General features: G+C 71.9%; 18 protein-coding genes. 7 read left to right on the forward strand and 11 right to left on the reverse strand.

Annotated features, from left to right (window positions below; all coding sequences use genetic code 11):
* On the forward strand, positions 1-1,273 hold a 1,273-nt coding region (locus AWQ70_RS24180; RefSeq protein WP_505795657.1), incomplete at its 5' end, for an HNH endonuclease signature motif containing protein.
* 826 nt (positions 1,274-2,099) lie between these two features.
* Here AWQ70_RS24180 and AWQ70_RS24185 read toward each other — a convergent pair.
* Positions 2,100-3,365, reverse strand: coding sequence for an MFS transporter (locus tag AWQ70_RS24185; protein ID WP_067180065.1), 1,266 nt, complete (start codon positions 3,363-3,365; stop codon positions 2,100-2,102).
* Positions 3,366-3,778: 413 nt separating this feature from the next.
* On the opposite strand from AWQ70_RS24185, the gene AWQ70_RS24190 reads away from it, so the two are divergent.
* The 3 genes from AWQ70_RS24190 to AWQ70_RS24200 all read left to right on the forward strand — a co-directional run bounded on the left by AWQ70_RS24190 (position 3,779) and on the right by AWQ70_RS24200 (position 8,560).
* The gene (locus tag AWQ70_RS24190) at positions 3,779-6,175 is read left to right on the forward strand and encodes a chitinase C-terminal domain-containing protein (protein ID WP_084517748.1); all 2,397 of its coding nucleotides are present in this window, start codon (positions 3,779-3,781) and stop codon (positions 6,173-6,175) included.
* Between the two features lie 571 nt (positions 6,176-6,746).
* On the forward strand, positions 6,747-7,385 hold the full coding sequence (locus tag AWQ70_RS24195) for a copper resistance CopC family protein (protein WP_067180071.1): 639 nt from the start codon (positions 6,747-6,749) through the stop codon (positions 7,383-7,385).
* The gene (locus tag AWQ70_RS24200) at positions 7,382-8,560 is read left to right on the forward strand and encodes a CopD family protein (RefSeq protein WP_245647129.1); all 1,179 of its coding nucleotides are present in this window, start codon (positions 7,382-7,384) and stop codon (positions 8,558-8,560) included. The genes AWQ70_RS24195 and AWQ70_RS24200 overlap by 4 nt, the downstream gene beginning before the upstream one ends.
* Here AWQ70_RS24200 and AWQ70_RS24205 read toward each other — a convergent pair.
* Positions 8,518-9,717 carry a hypothetical protein gene (locus tag AWQ70_RS24205; RefSeq protein WP_084517750.1) on the reverse strand — a complete coding sequence of 400 codons (1,200 nt, stop codon included), beginning with the start codon at positions 9,715-9,717 and terminating at the stop codon, positions 8,518-8,520. The genes AWQ70_RS24200 and AWQ70_RS24205 overlap by 43 nt on opposite strands.
* Positions 9,718-9,864: 147 nt before the next feature.
* Here AWQ70_RS24205 and AWQ70_RS24210 point away from each other — a divergent pair, with 147 nt between their 5' ends.
* Together AWQ70_RS24210 and AWQ70_RS24215 are read left to right on the forward strand one after the other, a co-directional pair.
* Entirely contained in the window at positions 9,865-12,594 is a 2,730-nt protein-coding gene (locus AWQ70_RS24210) for an alpha/beta fold hydrolase (protein ID WP_067180077.1), read from the forward strand.
* Positions 12,591-13,505: an ABC transporter permease gene (locus AWQ70_RS24215; RefSeq protein WP_067180080.1), complete on the forward strand. Its 915-nt coding sequence runs from the start codon at positions 12,591-12,593 to the stop codon at positions 13,503-13,505. The genes AWQ70_RS24210 and AWQ70_RS24215 overlap by 4 nt, the downstream gene beginning before the upstream one ends.
* Before the next feature lie 76 nt (positions 13,506-13,581).
* On the opposite strand, the gene AWQ70_RS24220 is transcribed toward AWQ70_RS24215, so the two are convergent.
* Positions 13,582-14,007, reverse strand: coding sequence for an uL11 family ribosomal protein (locus tag AWQ70_RS24220; RefSeq protein ID WP_067180083.1), 426 nt, complete (start codon positions 14,005-14,007; stop codon positions 13,582-13,584).
* 117 nt (positions 14,008-14,124) lie between these two features.
* Between AWQ70_RS24220 and AWQ70_RS24225 the strand changes: the two genes are divergently transcribed.
* On the forward strand, positions 14,125-15,063 hold the full coding sequence (locus tag AWQ70_RS24225; RefSeq protein ID WP_067180086.1) for a helix-turn-helix domain-containing protein: 939 nt from the start codon (positions 14,125-14,127) through the stop codon (positions 15,061-15,063).
* Between the two features lie 252 nt (positions 15,064-15,315).
* Here AWQ70_RS24225 and AWQ70_RS24230 read toward each other — a convergent pair whose 3' ends face one another.
* From AWQ70_RS24230 to AWQ70_RS40650, 8 genes are read right to left on the reverse strand one after another with little or no spacing between them, the layout of a single operon-like run.
* The gene (locus AWQ70_RS24230) at positions 15,316-16,329 is read right to left on the reverse strand and encodes a flavin reductase (RefSeq protein ID WP_067180089.1); all 1,014 of its coding nucleotides are present in this window, start codon (positions 16,327-16,329) and stop codon (positions 15,316-15,318) included.
* On the reverse strand, positions 16,326-16,946 hold the full coding sequence (locus AWQ70_RS24235) for a 4-carboxy-4-hydroxy-2-oxoadipate aldolase/oxaloacetate decarboxylase (protein ID WP_067180092.1): 621 nt from the start codon (positions 16,944-16,946) through the stop codon (positions 16,326-16,328). The genes AWQ70_RS24230 and AWQ70_RS24235 overlap by 4 nt, the downstream gene beginning before the upstream one ends.
* Positions 16,947-16,948: 2 nt before the next feature.
* On the reverse strand, positions 16,949-17,599 hold the full coding sequence (locus AWQ70_RS24240; RefSeq protein WP_067180095.1) for an RraA family protein: 651 nt from the start codon (positions 17,597-17,599) through the stop codon (positions 16,949-16,951).
* Positions 17,596-18,282 (reverse strand): RraA family protein, encoded by a 687-nt coding sequence (locus AWQ70_RS24245; protein ID WP_067180098.1) that lies wholly within the window; start codon positions 18,280-18,282, stop codon positions 17,596-17,598. Before AWQ70_RS24245 ends, AWQ70_RS24240 begins: the two co-directional genes overlap by 4 nt.
* On the reverse strand, positions 18,279-19,310 hold the full coding sequence (locus tag AWQ70_RS24250; protein WP_067180101.1) for a DODA-type extradiol aromatic ring-opening family dioxygenase: 1,032 nt from the start codon (positions 19,308-19,310) through the stop codon (positions 18,279-18,281). The genes AWQ70_RS24245 and AWQ70_RS24250 overlap by 4 nt, the downstream gene beginning before the upstream one ends.
* Positions 19,311-19,343: 33 nt before the next feature.
* Positions 19,344-20,348, reverse strand: coding sequence for an amidohydrolase family protein (locus tag AWQ70_RS24255; protein ID WP_067180104.1), 1,005 nt, complete (start codon positions 20,346-20,348; stop codon positions 19,344-19,346).
* 29 nt (positions 20,349-20,377) lie between these two features.
* Positions 20,378-21,835 (reverse strand): 4-hydroxyphenylacetate 3-hydroxylase family protein, encoded by a 1,458-nt coding sequence (locus AWQ70_RS24260; RefSeq protein ID WP_067180107.1) that lies wholly within the window; start codon positions 21,833-21,835, stop codon positions 20,378-20,380.
* 34 nt (positions 21,836-21,869) lie between these two features.
* Positions 21,870-22,295, reverse strand: coding sequence for an FAD-dependent monooxygenase (locus AWQ70_RS40650; RefSeq protein ID WP_245647134.1), 426 nt, complete (start codon positions 22,293-22,295; stop codon positions 21,870-21,872).
* Positions 22,296-22,334: the final 39 nt, after the last annotated feature.

Consider the following 22,334-nt stretch of genomic DNA (forward strand, 5'->3'; position numbering starts at 1 on the left):
TGAGCTTCTGGTGTTGATCAACGCGGAGTCCCTGCCGGATGACCCGCCCGCCCAGACTCACGACAGCGGGGACATCCGGGGCACGTCCAACACCTTCGACGCGACCGATACCTTCGACGTGACCGATACCTCGGACACGTTCAAGGCCGCCGAGGCCGCCGACACTACCGACGCGGCTGACGCGGCGGATGTCTCCGACACCCTCGAGGACACCGAGGCCGCCGAGGACACCGAGGCTGTCGGCATCTTCGCCACAGCGGACAGCGACGACACCGTCGACGCGGCGGATACCTCCAACACCCCCAAGGACACCAAGGCCACCAAGGCAACTGACACCTTCGCCACGGCGGACAGCGACGACGCCGTCGCCCCCTTCGACGCAGCGGGCATGGACGACACCGCCGACGCGATCAACACCCGCAACGCCGCTGACGAGGGCGAGACATGCGAGACATCCGAGCCCGACGACACCGCCTTCCTGGATCAGGGGCCCGAAGCCACGCCCGCGTCCCCTGCCGGGGAGACGACGGCGTCCGACGCCGACTGCCCGGACGCCCATGCTTCTCAGGACACGACCGCGCAGGAGCAAGGCGATCTGCGGGTGGGCGACCGGGACGGCCGGAATGACGTCACGCAGCGCCGGGACCACCGCGATGACCGAGAGGGCCTCCGAGACCGGGACAACCGAGGCGCACGAGCGGGCATGCGGGGCCGGGATGACCCGAAGGGCCTCCGTGATCCGGGCGACCGAGGCGCCAGAAAAGACAGGCAGAGCCACGGTGGCGTGCAAGACGGCCGCCGAGGGAGCGGACGGCGGGGCGCCGACTGGGCCACGCCGGGCGGGCTCGTCTCCGGACGCACCCTGCCCGGGCTGCTGCTGGCCACCGGACAGTTCCTCCCCGTCACCGACATCCACCGCCTGGCCCGCACCTCCAGCCTCACGCGCCTGGTCATGAACTCCGACGGTGAAGTCCTCGACGTCGGACGCAAAGCCCGCCAAGCCACCAGAAGGCAACGCCGGGCCATCCTCGCCCGCTACACCAAGTGCATGGTGGATGACTGCGCCCTGCCCGCCCACCTCTGCCAGATCGACCACGTCATGAACTGGTCCGACGGAGGCGCAACCGACCTGCGCAACCTCGGGCCCACCTGCCAGTTCCACAACCGCGACCGCTACCGCAACCCCCAGAACTACCGGCTCCACCGGGTGGGCAAAGACCGATGGGGATTCACCTACATCGGCCCCCGAGCCCAACGCCTACAAGCCGGATAACACCACCGCGCGCGCAAGGGGCCGGCGGGGCTCCACCACGTCGGCCCCAGCCGATGGGTGCGGGCCGGTTGACACCACCGGCCCGGCAAGGACCAGCGGAGATCCACCTACATCCGCCCCCGCTTCAGACGCCACCATGAACGGCGCGGCCAAGCACGACGTCCCGCATGACCAACACAGCCGCGAGACCTTCAGCACCACCGGGTAGACGATCAGCCTCCAGCACCACAGGAGCATGCGCACCGGGACCGGCCTGAGCGGCGACCTGACCAGGCATCAATCGCCTCGCCAGCCCTAGCAAGGGTCGAGCAAGTGCGCCCGACCTCAGCAACACCGAGGGCGGGCGACTGGCCTCCAGCAACGCCGGGGGCGGACGACTGGCCTCCAGCAACGCCGGGGGCGGACGACTGGTCTCCAAGACCACTCCCGGGAGCAGGGGCACCGAGTCCTACATGACCGGCGGCCTACCTGCACCGCCCGAGGCAGCGGTCGTCCGACCGCGACGGGCACCGCGGTGACGAGGCCCGGAGTCCGGCAGCAGAACCAAGTTGAGCGCCCCCTGGCAGCCCCGGCCTGAGCGAACCCCTGGCAGCCCCGGCCTGAGCGAACCCGTGCCCGAACCAAGTTGGGCGACCCCATGGCAGCACCGGGCTGAGCGAACCCGTGCCCGAACCAAGTTGGGCGACCCCATGGCAGCACCGGGCTGAGCGAGCCCGTGGCAGCACCGAGCTGAGCGATCCGGCCGCAATACCGGGCTGAACGAAGCCGCAGCAAGACCGGGCTGAGCGAGCCCGTGGCAGAGCCGGGCTGAGGGGGGATCGTACGTCTAGGGAACGCTCTTGATCTTCCAGACGAGGATCGCGCCGAGCAGGACGAGCCCGCCCGCCGTCAGATAGAGCACGGTGTAGCCGCCGAGGCCGGCAACGATCGGCCCTGCGATGACCGGGCCGAGCACCTGCGGCCCGGAGTTGGCGATGTTGATGAGGCCGAGGTCCTTGCCACGGCCCTTCGCGGCGGGCAGGACCTGGGTGATGAGGGCGTTGTCCACCGCGAAGTACGCGCCGAACCCGATCCCGAGGATCAGCGCCGCCACCATGGTCACGTTCCATTCCGGCCAGAACGCGAGCATGAGCGCCGGAACCGCGCTGATGGTGCCGGCGACCGTGACCACGAGCTTCCGCTTGCCCAGCCGGTCGGAGAGCATCCCGGCCAGTACGGCGGTCAGCACCACGGCCCCGGTGTAGACGAGGATCAGCAGGAACAGGCCGTCGCTCGCCTTCTCCCCCGGGAACCGCCGCTCGTAGCCCACCGCGTCGGTCAGGAAATAGAGCAGGTACAGCAGCGCCATCGCGTTGCCGAGGCTCATGAGAAAGCGGGTGGCCCACGCCCACGCGAAGTCGGGGTGTTTCCTCGGGCTGATCCAGAAGTGCCTGAGCGTGAAGGTCGGGCGGTGCTCGCGCGGGAGGGCCGGGTCCGGCGTCGTCAGCACGAACGGCAGCACGCACAGCGGCAGGATCAGGCCGATCAGCAGATATCCGGACGTGCTCCCGGTCGCGACCATGGTGACGAGGCCGACGCCGACCACCACGCCGAGCGACTGCGTGATGCCGATCCATCCCGACACCCCGCCGCGCTGGCTCACCGGGACGTGGTCGGGGACCCCGGCGGACAGCGCCGCCTGAAGGCAGTTGAGCCCGATCTGCGCCGCGCACCAGCCCAGTGCCACGCCCGCGACCGTGTTCTGCATGGAGAGGAACAGCAGGCCGAGGCAGGCGAGCAGCGCGCCGGACAGCGTCCAGGGGTGCCGCCGGCCGAACCTGCCCGCCGTACGGTCCGACAGTGCGCCGGCGATCGGGTTGGCGATGAGGGCGGCCGCCGCGCCGAGCCCGGTGACCAGGGCGAGCGCGGCCTCCTTGCCGCCGCCGGCGATCTCGCCGACCTGCTCGGGAAGGAGCACCTGCAACGGCCCGAAGTACCCCATCCAGAGGACGAGGTTGCCGAGGGAGATGAAGGCGATCCAGCGCGGCCCGACCCGGCGCACCGGCTCGGCGAGGGCTGCGGGGAGTTCGGAGGCCTGACCGGTGACGTTCATGGGCATCCCGTTCGCAAGGTGAGGGGTGCTCGGATGCTACGCCGCCCGGCCTCCTGGATGAATAGGCCGTTCCAATACTGTGATCACCATAATTCCCACGTTGTAATCTCGCAGCCGCCCTCCGCGTCCCCTCCGGCGCCCCGGTCGCCGGCCCGCTGCCGGGCCGCGCTCACGACTTTGACACTTCCGTCACACCGGTGTCATCGAGACGGCCGCCCGGCACGGCCGCAGGCCGGCGGGACCTGCCGAGACGCGCGGCGGGGGCGAAACACCATGGAGCCAGGGTTATCTTTTTGGAAACTTTCCTAAAAGAAAGCATTGACTGCCCAGGCGGGAGCGCCTAGCTTCCAGATCGACGACCCCTGGGGGCGGGGTGCGCGCGAAGTCCTGTCGCCTATGGAGGTGGCCCGCCCGTGTTCTCCTCACGACCGTCCTCATCCCGATCGCCCGCCCAGCCGCCTGCCCGGCCGCCCGCCGTGTCCGCGCGCCCGACCCGGCGCGTACGCGGGGTGCTGGCCGCGGCCGCCGCGTCGCTGGCCCTCGTCGCCGGCGCCCTCACCGGCGCCGCGGCAGCGGCCGCCGACAACGAGACCTGCCGCCCCGACGGCCTCTACCGGACGCCCGGTGTGGACGTGCCGTACTGCCTGACCTACGACGAGTCCGGCAGGGAGAAGATGGGCGCCGACCACCCGCGCCGGATCATCGGCTACTTCACCGGATGGCGTGACGGGAAGAACGGCCAGCCGTCCTACCTGGCCAAGGACATCCCGTGGAGCAAGATCACCCACATCAACTACGCGTTCGCGCACGTCGGCTCGGACAACAAGATCTCGGTCGGCGCGAACGGCCCGGACAACGCGGCGACCGGCATGGAGTGGCCGGGCGTCGCCGGGGCGGAGCTCGACCCGGCGCTGCCGTACAAAGGGCACTTCAACCTGCTCAACAAGTACAAGAAGGCCAACCCGCACGCCAAGACGCTGATCAGCGTGGGCGGCTGGGCCGAGACCGGCGGCTACCTGGAGGGGAGCGGCCGGGTGGCCTCCGGCGGCTTCTACAGCATGACCGTCAACGCGGGCGGCGGCGTCAACCAGGCCGGGATCGACACGTTCGCCGACTCGGCGGTGAAGTTCCTGCGCGACTACGGCTTCAACGGCGTGGACATCGACTACGAGTACCCCACCTCGATGAAGGACGCGGGCAACCCGCTCGACTGGACCATCGCCAACGCGCGCCGGGCGAACCTGATGAAGGGCTACGCGGCGCTGATGAAGACGCTGCGCGAGAAGCTCGACCGGGCCTCCGCCGCCGACGGCAAGTACTACATGCTCACCGTGGCCGCGCCCGCCTCCGGCTATCTGCTGCGCGGCATGGAGACCTTCCAGGTCGCCCAGTACCTCGACTACGTCAACATCATGTCGTACGACCTGCACGGCGCGTGGAACGAGTTCGTCGGCCCCAACGCCGCGCTGTACGACGACGGCAAGGACGCCGAGCTGGCGAAGTGGGGCGTCTACACCACCTCGCAGTACGGCGGCATCGGCTACCTCAACACCGACTGGGCCTACCACTACTTCCGCGGCGCGATGCCGGCGGGGCGGATCAACATCGGTGTGCCGTACTACACGCGCGGCTGGAAGAACGTCAACGGCGGCACCAACGGCCTGTGGGGCACGTCGAACGGCTCCAACTGTCCGATCGGGCTGACCACCTGCGGCGACGGCGCCCGCGGCGTGGACAACCTCTGGCACGACGAGGAGAACGGCAAGGAGGTCGGCGCCGGCTCCAACCCGATGTGGCACGCCAAGAACCTGGAGAACGGCATCACCGGCTCGTACGGCCCGGCCTACGGCCTCGACCCGGCGAACGACCCCGAGGACCGGATGACCGGCACCTACACCCGCTTCTACGACTCCACGATGGCCGCCCCCTGGCTGTGGAACGCGAACAAGAAGGTGTTCCTCTCCACCGAGGACGAGCAGTCGATCGGCGTGAAGGCGAACTACGTCAAGGACAAGGGCCTCGGCGGCATGATGATCTGGGAGCTGGCCGGCGACTACCGGTGGACCGGCTCCGAGTACTTCATGGGCGACACGCTGACGACGCTCGCCTACGACACGCTCAAGACCGCCTCGCCGTACGGCGCGACCACGGCGAAGGTGAACATCCCGGCCGAGAAGCTGGACGTCACCGTGGAGGCGACCGGGTTCCCCGTCGGCGACAGCAACTACCCGATCAACCCCAAGCTCAAGATCACCAACAACTCGCAGACGACGATCCCGGGCGGGGCCGAGTTCCAGTGGGACTACGCGACCTCCGCGCCGAACAACGCCAAGGACCAGTCCGGCTTCGGGCTGCGGGTGATCGCCAGCGAGCACACCGGCACCAACGTCGGCGGGCTCAAGGGCGACTTCCACCGGGTCTCGGTGAAGCTCCCCACCTGGCAGTCGCTCGCGCCGGGAGCGTCGGTCACGCTCGACTACGTCTACTACCTGCCCGCCCCCGGCCCGGCGAACTACACGCTGACCTTCGGCGGCAAGACGTACGGCCTGGTCTTCGAGAACGCCAGAGGCGGGACGATCTCCAACCCCTCCCCCAGCGCCAGCCCGAGCGCGTCTCCCAGCGCCTCACCGAGCGCCTCGCCGAGCGGCGGCACGTGCTCCGCGCCCGCCTGGGCGGCCGGCACGGTCTACAACGGAGGCCAGCAGGTCTCCCACAAGGGCCACACCTGGCAGGCCAAGTGGTGGACGCAGAACGAGGAGCCGGGAAGCACCGGAGAGTGGGGTGTCTGGAAGGATCTCGGCGCCTGCTGACCCGCCCCGACCCGTGTGATCTCCAAGGGGCCAGGTCTCGAAGGTCCGCCGAACCGCCCTGACCCCCGTGGTCTCCGTGATCACCGTGATCTCTGTGATCTCCGAGCGCCGAGACGTGGGCGAGAGCCTCGGCGCCCATGGAACCGCCCCTCCTGACCCTCCCACCGGCCCACCCGCCCCGAGCCCTCCCGGCTCGGGGGCGGGCGGAGCCCCTCGACACCCCGGGCCGCGTGACCCTAACGCCCCCCACGCGCGGCCCGGGGCTTTCCCGTCCCGGCACGGTTGCCCGGCACGGCCGGCCCGCCCTCGCCGGTCCTGGGGAAAGGCCGCCTCACGGGTCCCGCAGGTCTCACCGCCCGGAACCTCACGTCTCCGGCCCGTCTCCCTCGGGCGGCCGGCCGGAAGCCCGCACGGCCTCCCCCGCTTCCCCGCGCCGGAACTTTTCTCTCCCTTCGAAACCGCGGCGCCGTAGGCGATGCGGCCCTCGCCCCGTCCCGGCGGGAGCCGTACTCGTGCCGGACAGATGGGACCATGTCTGGGTCAGCAAGCATCCAACGGAAGGTCATCATCGGTGAGGCGGCTACTCACGGTCCTGCTGCTCGCCTGCGCTCCCCTGCTGGGCGTCGCGGCACCGGCGCAGGCGCACAACGTGCTGGTCGGCAGCGACCCCAAGGACGGCGCCCAGGTGTCCACCGCTCCGGAGCGGATCACGCTGAACTTCGACCAGCCCGTACGCCGGGACTTCGCCCGCGTCGCCGTCACCGGCCCGGACGGGGTCGACTACGCGCGGGGCGAGATCGCGGCGAAGGGCGACGACATCTCGGTCGGCCTGGCCCCGCTCGGTCCGGCCGGCGCGTACGTGATCGGCTACCGCATCGTGTCGAACGACGGCCACCCGGTCACGGGCACGATCACCTTCACCCTGACGACCGCCGGGACCGCCGCCGGGCAGCCCTCCCCCGCGGCGAGCGCCTCGGCCGACCCGAGCCCGTCGCCTGGCGGCACGCCGCCTCCGGTCACGGGGGGAGAGCCGGGCGCGGGTGGGGAACCGGGCGCAGGTGGAGAGCCGGACGCCTACGCCGCCGACCTCGCCGCGCAGAGCTCGTCCGGGGGCTGGGTGTGGGGCCTGCTCGTCGCCGCCGGCGCGCTGCTCGCCCTGTCCGCCTACGTGCTCGTACGCCACGACCGCCGTCTGCGAGGCGCGGCATGACCACGACCGGAGCCGCGAGGGACGCCGGGCCGCAGACCCCGCCGGACGCCCCCATGAACCCCGAGACCCCCGAGACCTCCGAGAACGCCACGAACCCCGGGAACGCCGGGAACCCGGCGAACGGCGAGGACGGCGCGAAGGCCGAGACGGCGATCGCGGCCACCGGGACGGACGGCGGGGAACCGGTGGCCCGCCCCAGGCTCGCCGTCGCCACGCTGGTCCTCGCGGGGCTGGTCGCCGCGCTGGTGTCGACCTGGGCGACCCTCCCCAGGGCCGCGCAGGGCATCGTTATGCCCGGCCCGCTCGTCGAGTACGGCCTGCCCGTCATGCGGCTGGTCCTCGACGTGGCGGCGACCGCGACGGTCGGGCTCAGCCTGCTGCCCAAGCTGCTCGGCTTCGCCGATCCGGAGCGGACCGAGCCGGTGGCGGCGCGGGCGAGGCACTGGGCGGTGCTGTCCGCGCTGGTGTGGGCCGCGTCGGCGCTCGTCTCCACCGTGCTGAGCGCCGCCGAGCTGAACCCGGGCCAGGCGCCCGACGTCGCCGCGTTCGTCGAGCGGATCGGCTCGGGCCAGGGGCTCATCGTCAGCGCCTCGTGCGCGGTGGTGAGCGCCGCCGTGGGCATGTTCGCGGTCAGGTTCGGCGAGAAGGTCCCGGCCGAGTTGCGCGTGCTGGTGGCCGCGTTCGGCCTGCTGCCGCTGCCGGTGACCGGTCACGCCTCCAACTGGTACTGGCACGACATGAGCATGGTGTCGATGGAGCTGCACGTCATCGGCTCGGCCGCCTGGGTGGGCGGCCTGCTCGCGTTCGCCGTGCTGCTCGCGGGCGACCGCGGCCTGCTGGCGGCGGCGCTGCCGCGGTTCTCCCGGCTGGCGACGGTGGCGCTGCTCGTCGTGGGCCTCACCGGCCTGTTCAACGGCGTGGTCGAGCTGCTGCTGACGCCGGGGCAGGAGTTCCCGCTCTCGCTGGTGACCACCGGCTACGGCCGGCTCGTCGTCGCGAAGATCGTGTTCGTCGGGGCGGTGGCACTGCTCGGGGGCAACATCCGCTGGCGGCTGCTGCCCGCGATCAGCCGGCGGGCCCCGACGGCGTTCGCCGCCTGGGTGGCGTTCGAACTCGCCGTCATGGGCCTCGCCTACGGCGTGGCGGTGGCGCTGACCCGCGCGCCCGTCTCCTGATCCCGGTCGCCGTCACGCAGGCGGTACTTCCACGTCGCCAGCTCGGCGGCGAGCCAGACGGCGACGAGGAGACCGCCTGCCAGCGGCCACGAGTCCACCGGGTACGGCGGCGCGGAAAGGAACCGTGCCTGCAGGGCGAGGCCGCCGTAGGTGCCCGCGGTGGCCAGGGCGCCGCCGAGCACGGGCCGCGCCAGGCGGGCGAGCATCGTGTCGCCGAGCGGCAGGCAGCCCATGAACGCCAGGTCGACGCCGACGGCGGCGAGCACGAAGAAGAACGGGACGGCCGAGGCCGGGAAGCCCATCCCGACGAAGAGCGGCCAGACCAGCGCCCGGTAGGCGACGTACGCGCCCGCGACGGCCGTGGCCGTCCACGCCCGCCCCACCATGAGGCGGGCGACGACCAGGATGAGCAGGCCCGCGACGCCGGCCCACAGCGGATAGAGCAGGTCCGGCACCGGCAGCGAGAACTTGACGATCATCTCGCGGTCCACCGCGCGGCCGAGCTGGTTGGCGGCGAACTTCAGCAGGCTCGGCTCCGCGTACGGCTCGCCGCGATCCCACGAGGCGATCTCCAGCACGCCGTACTCCTGCTGCTGGGCGGGGAAGTGCAGGTTCTCGAGGAAGAAGAGGAACAGCGCGCCGAGGACGACGCTGCGCCGCCGCTCGGTCCGCGCGTCGCCGCGCGGCGCGCCGAGCCACCAGCCCCGGATCACTCCGGCGATCATCAGCGCGGTGCCGATGAACAGCAGCGCGTGCGACGGGCTCCACGCGGTGATGTCGAGGCCGTTGACCCGGTGGTTGATCAGGTCGAGCGGGATCGCGATGAGGAAGACCCCCGTGCCCCAGACGATCAGCCGGGAGGCCAGGCGGTCCACGCCGTAACCGGTGTACCAGTGGACGATGGTCAGGCCGACGGCGATGACGGTGCCGACCGTGTTGAGCAGGTGCGGCGGGGCCAGGTCGTCGCGCAACCATCGGAAGTGCCAGGACACGTCCCAGGACGCCCCGAGCACCTTCAGGACGAACGCCGTCAGCCAGCCGAGGTAGAGGACCCGGAACAGTTCCGCCGGGGTCTCCCTGCCCGCCTCCCCCCTCGTCCAGTACGGGAGGGCCCAATCGAGGATCCGATGAGGTGTTTGCCTGAGCGTTCCAATCACGCGCGAAATGATGCCGGTCCCCTCACCTGATACGCAATCGGGAACAACCCCGATACGTCCTGGATATCCGGCCAGGGACCGGCTCGGACGGCCCCGCCGGGCGGGCGTCTCAGCCGGTTCTCAGGACGGCCTGAGTAGGCTCCCCGCATGACGCTTCGGGGTGGGCGGCGCACCTTCGCCGCCGCGGTGGCGCTCGCGCTGGTGGTCGCGGGCGGGCTCGCCTGGTCGTTGTGGCCGTCCGAGCCGCGGGTGCGCGGCCAGGATGTGGCCGTCTCCGTGATGGACGGCCCGGCCGGCGACCAGCGGGTGACGTTGGACGCCACCTTCTTCCCACCCGCCTCGGGCGGGAAGGCCCCGGCGGTGCTGCTCGCCCACGGCTTCGGCGGCAGCAAGGACGACCTGCGGGACGAGGCGGCGCGGCTGGCCGGGCGCGGCTACGCCGTGCTGACCTGGTCGGCCCGGGGGTTCGGGCGGTCCACCGGTGAGATCGCGCTGAACTCGCCGGACTACGAGGTGAAGGACGTCCGGGCGCTGGTCGACTGGCTCGCCCGCCGCCCCGACGTGCGGCTGGACGCGAGCGGCGACCCCCGGGTGGGCATCGCGGGCGGCTCGTACGGCGGGGCGATCGCCCTGATGGCCGCCGCGTACGACGACAGGATCGACGCCATCGTGCCCCAGATCACCTGGTACGACCTGGCCGACGCGCTCTTCCCCGAGTCGACGGGCCAGGGGCCGGAGCACGGTGTGTTCAAGAAGATGTGGGCCGGCCTCTTCTTCAGCGCGGGCGGCAGCGCGTTGTCCGGAGCCGCGGCCGGGGGTCCGGCCGCGCTCGCCGGAGGAGCGCCCGGCTCGACCCGGCCGAACGCCGACCAGGGCGCGGGCGGAAGCACGGATACGAGCACGGGCACGAGCACGGGCACGGCCGACGGCCCGGCGAAGGACGGCAAGACGGGCGACGGGACCGGCGGCAAGATGGGCGGCGGGACCGGCGACGGGAGCGGGACGTCCGGACGGGCCCAGTGCGGGCGGTTCCGGCCGGAGATCTGCGACATGTACCTGACCGTCGCGGAGACCGGCCGGGCCACCCCCGAGGCCGTGAAGCTGCTGCGGGCGTCCAGCCCGGTGTCGGTGCCGGGCCGGATCAGGATCCCCACCCTGCTGATCCAGGGCCAGCGCGACTCGCTGTTCCCCCTCGCGCACGCCGACGCCAACGCCCGCGCGATCGCAGCGACCGGCGCGCCGGTGGAGATGGCCTGGATCAGCGGCGGTCACGACGGCGGCGGCTCCGAGGCCGACGACGAATGGGTGGAGGAGCGCACCGCGGCCTGGCTCGACCGCTGGCTCAAGGACTCGCCGGTTCCCGGCGTGCGGGCCGGCCGGACGTCCGCGGGTGTCGAGGGCTTCACGGTGTCCCGCGACGGCGGCAGGGACCCGGGCACACGGCGCTCCGTCGTGGTCCACGCGGCCGCGCCCTCGTACGCCGGTCTGGCGGGCGCCTCGCGCACCGAGGTGCCGATCGCCGGGCCGGTCCAGCCGATCGCGAACCCTCCCGGAGGCTCCCCCGCGTCCGTCTCGGTCGTGCCGGGCCTGAGCAGCCTGCTCGGGGGCGCGAGCGCGAGCGCCGGCGTCTCGGTGGACATTCCCGGCCAGGCCGCGGTGTTCGAGAGCGCCCCGCTGACGAAGCCGGTCCACGTCACCGGCTCCCCCAGCGTCAAGATCAAGGTGTACGGCACGGGCGAGGTCACGCTGTTCGCCAAGCTCTACGACGCGAGCGGCGGACGGCTCGCCGTGCTGCCGTCGAGCCTGGTCTCGCCGCTGCGCGTCACCGCCTCCGAGTCCGGCGCCGAGACGACCGTCACGCTTCCCGCGATCGACCGGCGCTTCGACGCGGGCCACCGGCTGCGGCTGGTGGTGGCGACCACGGACATGGGGTACGCGACGCCGTCCGCGCCCGCCGCGTACCGGGTGGGCCTCGCCGGCGGAGCCGTCTCGCTGCCCGTGGACGCGTCGCTCGTCACGCCGGCGACGGGGCCCGCCTGGTGGACGTGGGCGGCGCCGCTGGCCGCGATCGTGGTCGCGGCCGGGCTCCTGCTCGCCGGCCGCCGCCGTACCGTCCCGGACGGGGGCGGCGAGCCGGACGGCGTTCCGCTGCGCATCACCGGCCTGACCAAGCGCTATCGCAACGGCGAGAAGGCGGTGGACGGCCTCTCCTTCCACGTCGAGAAGGGGCAGGTGCTGGGCCTGCTCGGGCCGAACGGCGCGGGCAAGACCACCACGATGCGGATGATGATGGGCCTGATCCACCCGGACGAGGGCGAGATCCGCATCTTCGGCCGCCGGGTCGTCCCCGGCGCGCCGGTCCTGTCGCGACTCGGGTCGTTCGTGGAGGGGCCGGGGTTCCTGCCCCACCTCACCGGCCGGGCCAACCTGGAGCTCTACTGGCAGGCGACGGGACGGCCCGCCGAGGACGCCCACATGGAGGAGGCGCTGGAGATCGCCGGGCTCGGGGCGGCGCTGGAGCGGGCGGTGCGCACGTACTCCCAGGGGATGCGCCAGCGGCTGGCCATCGCCCAGGCGATGCTCGGCCTGCCCGACCTGCTCGTGCTCGACGAGCCCACGAACGGTCTCGACCCACCCCAGATCGCCGAGATGCGGGCCGTGCTCAAGGCGTACGCCGAGGGGGGCCGCACGGTGATCGTCTCCAGCCACCTGCTCGGCGAGGTCGAGCAGACCTGTACGCACGTGGTGGTCATGCGGCGCGGGCGGCTCGTCTTCCAGGGGCCCGTCGGCGACCTGCTCGCCACGCGCTCCCCCTCCGGCGGTCCCGGCCCCCGCCTGGAGGACGTCTTCCTCGACCTGATCGGAGAGTCCCGATGAGCGTGAACGGCGCCCCGGTCCCGGCGTCCGGGACCCGCGCGGCCGGCGTCCGGACGGCGGCGGGCGGCGGGACGGCGCGCGGGTACGCGCCCGGCCGCACCCTGCCGCTGCGCGTGGAGTTCGTCCGCCAGTTCCGGCGCCGCCGGACGATGGCGATGTTCGGGCTGCTGCTCGCGCTGCCGTGGGTCCTGGTGGTGGCGTTCCAGTTCGGCCCGGCGCCCGGGCGGGGCGGCGGCGGCCTGCGGATCTCCGACCTGGCCACCCAGGGCGGGCTGAACTTCGCCGCCTTCGTTCTGTCGGTGTCCGCGAGCTTCCTGCTGGCCGTCGCGGTGGCGCTGTTCTGCGGCGACACGGTGGCGAGCGAGGCGAGCTGGTCGTCGCTGCGCTACCTGCTCGCCGCGCCGGTGCCCCGCGACCGGCTGCTGCGGCAGAAGCTGATCGTCGCGATGGCCTACTCCGCGACCGCGGTGACCGTGCTGCCGCTCATGGCCCTGCTCGCGGGCACGGTCGCCTTCGGCTGGCACGACATCCAGGTCCCGGGCACCGGCGAGACGATCCCGGCCGCCGACGTGCTGCCGAGGTTCGCCGTGGTGGTGGGCTACGCGCTGGTGAGCCAGCTCGTCGTGGCGTCCCTCGCGTTCCTGCTGTCGGTCGGTACGGACTCGCCCCTCGGCGCGGTCGGCGGCGCGGTCGGACTGGTGATCGTGAGCACCATCCTGCAGGCGGTGGAGGCTCTGGGCTCCGTCCGCGAGTTCCTGCCCACGTTCTGGAACACCGCCTGGCTCGACGCCCTCTCCCCCGACCCCGACTACAGCGGGATGATCAAGGGCGTGGCCGTGTCCGTGACGTACGCGGTGATCCTCGTCGCGTTCGCCTTCCGGCGGTTCCGGGCCAAGGACGTGGTGTCCTGAGGCGGGCGGGCGCCGCATCCCGGTCCCGTTCGCGGGGCGGCGGGATCGGCGCTCCCGCCCGCCCGGGCGCGACCGCTCATCCCCCCTCGATCGTCACGCCCATCGAACGGGCGGTGCCGGCGATGATCCTCATGGCCGTCTCGACGTCCGTCGTGTTCAGGTCGGGGAGCTTGCGTTCGGCGATGCTCCGGAGCTGGGTGGAGGTCAGGCTTCCGGCCCGGATGTGACCGGGACGCGCCGACCCCTTCGCCCCCAGCGCCTGCCGGATCAGGAACGAGGTCGGAGGCGTCTTGTACCGCAACGCCACGGACCTGTCGTCGAACACGGTCACCACCACGGGCACGACCTGGCCGCGCTGCGCGGCCGTCGCCTCGTCGTACTCCCGCTTGACGGCGACGATGTTCGCCCCTGTCGGGCCGAGCACCTTCCCGAGCTCGGCCACGGCGGCGTTGCCCGCCTCGAGCTGGATGGTCGCCTCGTGAAGCCTCCGCTTCGGTGGCATCGTTCATCCCTTCACTGGAACGTGTTTCGGGTGAACGCTAGGAATTCCAGCCGCTGGAGACTCAACCCGTCGGGGTCGGCTTGACTCTCCAGTCGCTGGAGGGTCCAGGCTGTCGGAGTGGACGACAGCACGGAGCCGCTGACCATCGGACAGCTATCGAAACGGACGAAGGTGCCGGTCCGCACCATCCGCTTCTGGTCCGACATCGGCCTCATCCCGCCCAGCGCGCGGAGCGCCGGCGGTTACCGGCTCTACGCGCCGGAGGCGGTGGCCCGTCTGGAGCTGGTGGCGACACTGCGCGACCTCGGAATCGATCTGCCAACCGTCCAGCGGGTCCTCTCCGACCGGGCCACCGTCGCGGAAGTGGCCCGCACCCACGTCGCCGCCCTCGACGCCGAGATCAGGATCCTTCGCATACGTCGTGCGGTGCTGCGGTCGATGGCCGAACGTGACAACCCACCAGAGGAGATGAGGACCATGCACAAGCTCGCACGCCTGTCCACACAGGAACGGCAGCGCATCGTCGGCGCGTTCATCGGCGAGGTGTGCGACGGAGCCGACCCTGAATCATTCGGCGCGCGGATCGCCCATACGATGGCCCAGAGCGTGGTCGAGCTACCCGACGATCCGACGACGCAACAGGTCGACGCGTGGGTGGAGCTCACTGAACTCATGAGCGACCCGGGGTTCCGGCAGCGCGTACGCCAGATGATGGTGGCCGCCGCCGAGAATCCCGCGGAGCCCTGGCAACCGCCGTTCGACCCGCAGATGGTCCTGGAGCGGGCCTGCGAGGCGCTCGACTCGGGCGTCGCACCCGAGTCCGAGCGGGCCGGAGCGATCCTGGACGGCCTGATCGACCCGGATATGCCCGTCGACGAGCGCGTCAGGCTCGCCGATGAGTTGGAGACGTTCACGGACCGGTCGGTGGAGCGGTACTGGCAGCTCGCGGGAATGATCAACGGACGGCCGCCGTTCCCGTCGAAAGTGCCCGCTTTCGAGTGGTTCATCGCGGCGCTGCGCGCCGGCGACCACCGCGCCCCGGCCGACCGCCCGTAGCCCGCGCCCGGCCTCGGCCGGGCGGTTCAGCGCCGGGATTCACGGACGGGTGCTTCACGGCCCGGCTCCGGGAACGAGCCGGGCCGAGATTCGCCGGCCGCCTCACTGGGTCGCCGATCTCGGTTCATGGCGGCACGAGCAGCTCCTGCTCGAACGACCGGTAGAGGACGTCGAGCTCGGGTGTGCGTTCGGGCCGTCCCGGGCCGTCACCGCCTCGATGTGGACGACCCGGAGAAGCCATCGCCGGACATGTCAGGACTCCTCACTCGGGGGGCACAGGCGCCGGTGCACCACGGTCAGGTGCCGCGCCATCGCGTCGCGGGCGCGTACGGCGTCGCCCGCGGCGATGGCGTCGTAGATCTCCTGATGGGCGGCCAGGGTCCGCTCGGTCGCCTGCGGGCTCGTCCCCGCCGAGTAGTGGGCGTGGCGCGAGCGGGCGAGCGACTGCAGCGAGGCCGCGATGGCGGGGTTGCCGCTGGCCATGCCCAGCGCCGCATGGAACCGCACGGACTCGGCGGTGAACAGGTCGGGCGCCGGTGCGGCACGGCGAGCCTCGTCGAGGGCCTCCCTCAGCGCGGTCAGCCCGTCAGGGAGCCGGCGGAACGCCGCCAGTTCGGCCGCGGCCGGTTCGAGGGCACGCTGCGCCTCGATCAGCTCATCGGGCGACAGCCCGCCTTCGTGCAGTTGCGCGGACAGGGCGTCGGCGAACTCCTCGATCCGGCCGTCGGGGGTGCCCTCGTCGTCGGGGTCGAGCCGCCGGTAGCCGCCCGCCCAGTACAGCAGCGGGTCGCCCTCGGTCCCGCCCGCCGCGACCACCTCCCCGATCAGGATCCGGTGGTCGCCGCCGGGGAGGATGGCATGCAGCCGGGTGTCGAACCAGCTCAGGCAGCCGGAAACGACGGGGGCGCCGGTCCGCTCCGGGGCGGTGATGACACCGGGAAACGCGCCCTCGGCCCGGCCGCGGCCCCGAGTGGAGAAGTACTGCGACACGTCGCGCTGCCCGCTCGCCAGCACACTGATCGAGAAGCAGCCCGCCGCCTCCACCTCGTCGAGGAAGGGGCTGTGGGCGTTGATCGATACGGCGACCAGCAGGGGGTTCAGCGAGAGCGAGACGAACGAGGTGGCGGTGATGCCATAGAGGTGCTCGCCGTTGCGGGTCGCCACCACCGTCACGCCGGAGGCGAACCGGCCCGCCGCCCGCCGGAACGCCGCGGCCGTGTTCACCGAGACGTCAGCCGCGACGCCGGACGCGGTGTCCGCGGTCATGACGTGACCACCGGACGTCCGAGCGGGCGGAGTCCGTACAGGTCGAGGGTGAGCTCCCCGTCCCGCAGCCGGGCCATGTACGCGTCCTCCTTGGCGGCCCGCCGCCGGGCCGCCGCCACGACGTCGTCCACGGAGGCGGAGGGGAGTACGACGATCCCGTCCTCATCCGCCACGACCAGGTCGCCGCGGTTGACCACCCGGCCCCGCATGATGACGGGAGAGCCGACGGTGCCGGGCCACTCCTTGCCGGTCCCTCGGATCGCCACGGACGTGCTGAACGCCGGGAACCCGATGGCGCGCATGCGGTCCGTGTCGCGCACCCCGCCGTCGATCACCAGGCCGACGACGCCGCGCGCCTGGGCGGCGACCGCGAGGACCTCCCCCCAGTAGCCGAACGGCGCGCCGCCCGCGTCGACCACGAGGACGTCACCGGGCTCGGCCTCCTCCAGGGCCCAGTGCAGGGGGAGGTTGTCCCCCGCCGCGGCCTGGACGGGCAACGCCCAGCCGGCGAGCCGGGCTCCGGCCCACGCCGGGCGGAACGCCGGGTCGAGGTCGCAGCTCAGGCCGGACGCCTCGAACAGCGTCGCCGCCCCCATCTCCAGCAGCTCACTGGTCATGATCACGCCTTCCGCTGCAGGTTGTGGTAGCCGTACGCGGCACGGGCCTCGGCGATAGAAGAACCGGCCAGCGCCATGCGCAGAATCCCGTCCTCGCGCTCGGCGATCTCCTCCGCCACCGCGAGCACCTGCTCCTCGCAGTCCTGCGGCACGGCGACGACGCCGTCCTGGTCGCCGATGAGCAGGTCTCCGGGGCGGACCTGCACCCCGCCGATGTTCACCGGTCCCTGCACCTCCGCGACCTCGACGCGGTCCTTTCCGGTGCGCATGAACCGGCCGCGACTGTAGATCGGGTACGCGAGGTCGAGCGCCCGGTGCACGTCGCGGCACACGCCGTCGATGACGGTTCCGGCGATTCCGCGGGCGTTCGCGACCGCGGTGAGGATGTCGCCCCACACGGTGCAGTCGGTCCTGCCGTCGTTGTCCAGCACGACCACCCCGCCCGCAGGCACGTCGTCCAGGTAGTCGCCGACGGTGCCGGGCGGCGTGCTCGCCGACACGTACCTGATCGTGTACGCGCGGCCGGCCATGCGCTGCCCGGGGCCGAGCGGCGCGAGGCCCAGCAGGCTGCCCGTACGGCCGAGCCGGTCCAGGGCGTCGGAGATGGTGGCGGTGGAGAAGCGGGCGAGCCGCTCGTCGACGGTGCCGGTCATGAGGCCGCCTCCGCGGTGATGGTCGGGAACTGGGAGTCGTGCATGACGTCGATGACGTCGCGGCCGGAGCGGACGGCCCGCGCCATGTCGAGCTCGCGGGCCGCGATGCGCTCGGCGAGCTCCAGCACCCGCGCGATCTCGGCCCTGGCGACGAACGCGACGCCGTTGCGGTCGGCGATCACGAGGTCGCCGGGGTTCACCCGGACCGTGCCGACCTGGATCGGCACGTCCATGTCCTCCTGGACGATCCGGCCGCGGGCGCTGACGGGCACGGCGGCGCGGGCGAACACGGGAAGGTCCACGTTCTCGCAGTCCTGCACGTCACGGCAGGCGCCGTCGACGATGACGCCGGCGACCCCGCGCTGGGCGGCGGCCTCGGCGAGCAACCCTCCCCAGCAGGAGACGTCGACTCGTCCGTGGTTGTCGATGACGACCACGTCGTCGCGGTCCGCCTTGGCCACGAGCGGGGTGGCGATGTGGGTGGTCGGGCCGGCGGCGGACTTGGGCGCCGCCTTGACGGTCCGTACGACACCTGCCATGACGCGGGTCGCGGGCCACATAGGCCGCAGGCCTGTCACCGCCCCGGGCAGGCCGAGCGTGTCGAGCGCGTCGGAGATCGCGCACGAGTCGAGGGCGCGGAGCCGGGAGACCTCGCTCGCCGCGCCGGAGGTGTTCTCTGTCATCGGTCAGACTCCTCACTGGTGGGTGACCAGGTCACGAATCCCATGGCGTTGCCCGTGCCGGCCTCGGTCCGGTAGCAGGGCTGGTAGTCGACGGAGCTCACCGACAACCCGGTCTCCGCGGCGATCCCGGCGACGGCGATCCAGTTGCGCAGCTCGGAGCTGCCGGACCGCATCTCCGATGCGGGAAGGGACGCGAGACGCCGCTCGTCGAAGGTCTCCAGGGCGCGGATGAAATCCCGGTCGAGGTCCTCATCGATCACGAAGTGGGACAGGCCGCCCGACGCGACGACGCCGACGCGCAGGTCCCGGGGGAAGGACGTGATCGCCCGGCCAAGCGCCCGGCCGAAGTCGAGGCAGCGCCGCGCGCTGGGCGGGTTCGGCTCGAAGAACGTGTTGATGAAGACGGGGACGAGCGGCACCTGGGACCGCTCGCCCATGATCCGCTGGTAGATGAAGCCGTAGCCGTGCGGGATGCCGTGGTTCTCGTACCGCCCGGCGGGCAGGGTGCGCGACGCCGCGATGTCGAAGCCGTCCTCCATCACGGAGGCGATGAGGTGCAGGGCCAGCTCCGAGTGGCAGGGGCGGGAGACGGTCCGCTCGGGCACGTCGCCGAGCGCCGCCTCCCCCAGACCCGGCTGCATGGCGGCGATCTGCTCGGGGGTGAACGGCACGTGGTCGACGGCGTCCCCCCAGTAGAGCGCGAACGCGGGCAGCAGCTCGTCGCCGTAGACCTCTTTGTGGTCGCTGCTGACGATCACGACGATGTCCACCTCGGCGGCGGCGAGGTGAGCGCCGAGGTGATCCATCGCCCGCTGGCAGGCCGCCCACCGCTCCGCCTGGACGTTGGGCGCGCACTCATGGGAGAAGTCCTCCCGCGCGGCCTTGAGCTGCTCGAATGTGTACCGGCCGCCGCGGAACTCCAGGGTGGAGCTCCGGCGGTCGGCCTCGCCCCGCTCCGGCCAGCGGATCGAGGGCGTCTTGAGCTGGGGACCGTGTGAGGTGCCGATACCGGCTACGACCCTTGCCATGATCTGCCTTTCTTCGGTGTCGCGCTGCGGGACTCAGAGGCGGAACAGAGCGCTCGCGTTACCGCTGAAGATCGCCTCGCGGTCGGCGTCGCCAAGCCAGTCGATGTCGCGGACCAGCAGGTGGATGTCGTCGAACCAGCGCCCGTTCTCGGGGTTGATCTGGGAACCGGTGCCGGGCTTCTCGGTGCCGAACAGACAGCGGTCGACGCCGACGACCCGGACCAGCAGCTCGATGGCCTCCTGGGTGTAGAGGCAGGTGTCGAACCAGAGGCGGCGCAACTTCTCGATGTACGGCGTGCCGCCGCCCCGGACGCCGGACGGCAGGAACCGGCCGGCCTGGTACGGGACGGCCCCGCCGCCGTGGGAGACCACGATCTTCAGGTCGGGGAAGTCGCGCAGCACGTCGGACGACAGCAGGCTCCAGATCGCGACCGTCTCCTCCTGAATGAAGTGGAGGCTGTACGGCTCGCGCGCCGGGGGCCGGCAGCCCGCGGCGTGGATCAGCGCGGGCACGTCCAGCTCGCACAGCGCCTCGTAAACGGGGTACCAGTAGCGGTCGCCGAGCGCCGGCGGCGTCGCCGTGCCCTCGTACGGGTCCGGGTTGAGCAGCGCGCCGACGAAGCCGAGCTCGGTGACGGTGCGGCGCAGCTCGCCGACCCACTCCGCGGGCGTCAGATCGGGGCTCTGCGGCAGCCCGGCCACGCCCTTGAACCGGCCGGGGTACAGCTCGCAGGAGCGGTGGATGATGTTGTTGGTCTCCTCGGTGAACCACCGGACGATCTTGTTCGGCTGCTCGCTGTGCATCATCTGGTACGGCCGGGGCGAGATGAGCTGGACGTCCACGCCCGCGCCGTCGATGTGGTCGAAGTGGGAGACGTCGCCGAAGCTGGGGTGCGGCTCGGTGTGCGCGGCGCGGATCTGGTCGTCGCTGATCTTCGGGGCCTTGCCGCCGTGCGCGCCGCGGTGCGAGAGCAGCCCGGCCTTCCACGCGTACAGCTCGGCGGGGGCGGACACGTGTCCGTGAACGTCGATGATCATGGTGTTCCTCCTGGGTACGTGGCGCCGGGTCAGGCGGTGAGCGGGGCGGAGACGAGTTCGGTGAGCCGGCTGTCGACCGCCGAGCGGTCGTAGGTCCGCAGCAGTCGGGTGCGTCCGGCGCCCGGGTCGCCCCGGTGCAGGTACTCGTAGAGTTCCTGGCGGGAGCCGAACCCGTCGCCGACGAGCTCCCAGGCGATGCGGAACAGGCGTGCCTTGCGGTCCACGTCGATCTCGTGGCCGCGCATGTACTTCTCCAGGAACGGCCGCAGCTCCGGGTTGGCCAGGTCGGCCTCGGTCGGCTGCATGATCAGGCCGGAGGCGCCGATGCGGCGGACGATCTCGACCACGCGGGCCGAGACGTCGGCCGACCAGAAGCCCAGGCCGTAGCTGGGCGCCGGGGCGAGCAGCCCGCCGGGAGTGGACCGGGCCGACGCCTCCGCGCCGACGATGCCCAGGCGCAGGGTCTCGGCGTAGGAGATCAGCTCTCCGAGGTTCTCCTGGATGCCGCGGAAGCCGTGCACGCCGATGCTCTCGGCGATCATGGCCGCCACGGACACGAAGACCTTGAGCCGCTCGTGGAAGCGGATGTGGGTGCTCTGCATGCTCCAGGCGTTGATGCGGCTGAGGCCGCGCACCGCGAGCATGCTGTCGCCGAGGAGGAACAGCCGCTCCCATGGGATCTCGACGTCGTCGAAGAACAGCATGGCGTCCTGCTCGTCGAACCGGCGTCCCAGCGGGTGGCTGTGGCCGTTGCCGTGGTCGCCGAGCGGCTCACGGCACAGGATCTTCAGACCTTGGGCGTTCATCGGCAGCGCGAACCACAGGACGAACTCCTCGGCGCCGCGCTGGGCGGTGACGCCGTTGAGGTAGACGAGGACCTCGTGCGAGAACGGCGCGAGTGTGGCGAGTTGCTTGGCACCGCGGATCACGACACCGCGCTCGTTCTCCTCCACCACGCGCAACGCCAGGTCGGGGTCGTCGAGCGGGCTCGCGCCGCGGTCGATCTGCGGGTCGCCGAGGGCGTGGGTGAGCACCAGGTCGTGCTCCATCGCGTACCGGTGGTAGTTCACCGCGTTGGCGCCGAAGCCCGACCGGCCCTTCTCCAGTTCGTCGCGGTAGTCGTAGAGGCCGACCACGACGTTGGCCATGAAGTCGGGCGAGCGGCCGAGCTGCCCCCAGCTCTCCCGCATCCACCACTCCGCCGCGGCGAACTTCGCCCGCAGCTCCTCCGCGGTGGTGGGCAGCGCGTACGAGCGGCTCACCCGGTTGCCGGTCTCCGGCGAGATGAAGGTGTTGAGATCGCGGGCCTCCGGGTCGGACAACCGCAGGTCGAACAGCCGCGCGAACTCGTCCACCACGCCGCGGAAGGCGGGGTGCTCGGCGACGTTCTCCACGCGCTCGCCGGCCAGCCACACCTCGCGCCCGTCGTTGAGGCTCCGGCGGTACCTGTCGCCGGTCATGGCGCCGAGGGCGTTGGATATGTCCATCGTTGACTCCTCATGAGTGTCGGGATGTGCGGGGTCAGGGGCGGGCGAGCGCGGCGTGGGAGTATCCGGCGACCGCCTGGTAGCTCTCGCTGAACCGCCTGATCTCCTCCGGGGACATGACGTCGTCGATCCGTTCGAACGGGCGGTCACCGGTGCGGTCGTAGACCTCCCGCAGCAGGGCGTCCGGCGGGTTCACCCGGTTGGTCAGCACGACGCGGGATGTTGCCGCGAGGCGCTCCGTCTCGTACGCGCGCAGGGCCTGGTACGGGTCGCCGCTCTCGGCCAGACGGGCGGCCAGGACGCGCCCGTCGAGGATGGCCTGGGCCGCGCCGTTGGAGCCGCGCGGCACCATCGGGTGCGCCGCGTCGCCGAGGAGCGTGACCCGGCCGACCGTCCAGTGGTCGAGGGGGTCCTGGTCGACCATGGGGTACTCCAGCACCTCTTCGGCCGCCCGGATCATGGCCGGCACGTCCAGCCAGTCGAAGGCCCAGTCGGCGAA

The sequence above is a fragment of the Microtetraspora niveoalba genome (assembly GCF_001570405.1).
GTDB lineage: Bacteria > Actinomycetota > Actinomycetes > Streptosporangiales > Streptosporangiaceae > Microtetraspora > Microtetraspora niveoalba.